The following is a 972-nucleotide window of genomic DNA, read 5'->3' on the forward strand; positions in this document are numbered from 1 at the left end:
CGGGTCATCTGGAGGTCGACTTGCTGCCCTTGCCAGGTTGGCGGCCGAGCCGATAACATCGCGGAAGGGGCCATAGAAGGCCGAGGCGTTAAACTACTTTTGATGAGCTTTTTGACTACTCATCCTGATTTGAACGTAAATAATTAAAACAATTGCAACTGGGAGCGCCGCCATGGCGACATCTACACTTTGCCACATCCACTGGAGTGGCGGCATGAGTCTGGCCGACACCCTCCAAGCCTTCGCCTCCTCCGCACTGAACCAGAGCAACCGCGCCATCCGCCTGAACTGGGGTAAAGCCCAAAGCACGCTCGACGAAGTGCTGGTGGTGCAGCGCATCGACATCAAGGAAGGCCTCTACACCGGCATCGAGGGCCATCTGACCTGCTTGTCCACCCGTTCGGACCTGCCCCTGAAAGCCTTCCTCGGGCTGCCGGTCGCCGTCCGCCTGGTCACCGATCGCGGCGCCTTGCACGACATCTGCGGCCTCATCACCGATGCCCGGGCAGGCCAGTCCGATGGATCGCTGGCCACCTATCAACTGACCCTGCGCGACGCCTTGTCGGTTCTGGAGCGGCGGATCAACACGCGCATCTTCCGTACCAAGAGTGTGCTCGATGTCATCGAGACCTTGCTCAAGGAATGGCAAACCAAAAGCCCGGCCTTGGCGCGCGCCTTCGATTTCGACCTGTCGGCCACCGATCGCAGCCGCTACCCCCTGCGGGAGATGACGCTGCAGTTCAACGAATCCGATGCCGACTTTATCCGCCGCCTGTGTCGGCGCGAAGGCATTGCGTGGTTCACCGCCGCGGGCAAGCGCGCCCAGGACACGTCCTCCGCCAGGGAGCCCAGTTTGCCGATCCATACGCTGGTGTTTTGCGACGATCCGATGAAGCTGCCCCAAGCCAGCGCAGGCATGGTCCGGTATCACCGCGAGGCTGCGACCGAGAGCGCGATGGCATCACGCTGTGG

The 972-nt window shown here is 61.6% G+C and carries 1 protein-coding gene; it reads left to right on the top strand.

All coding sequences use genetic code 11. The annotated features are described in order from the left end of the window. Nucleotides 1-214: 214 nt before the first annotated feature. Nucleotides 215-972: type VI secretion system Vgr family protein (locus I5W_RS24890; protein ID WP_044531273.1), on the top strand; the 758-nt coding region annotated here is incomplete at its 3' end.

The organism is Herbaspirillum sp. B65 (assembly GCF_000333555.1).
In the GTDB taxonomy this organism is placed as follows: Bacteria; Pseudomonadota; Gammaproteobacteria; order Burkholderiales; family Burkholderiaceae_D; genus Herbaspirillum; species Herbaspirillum rubrisubalbicans.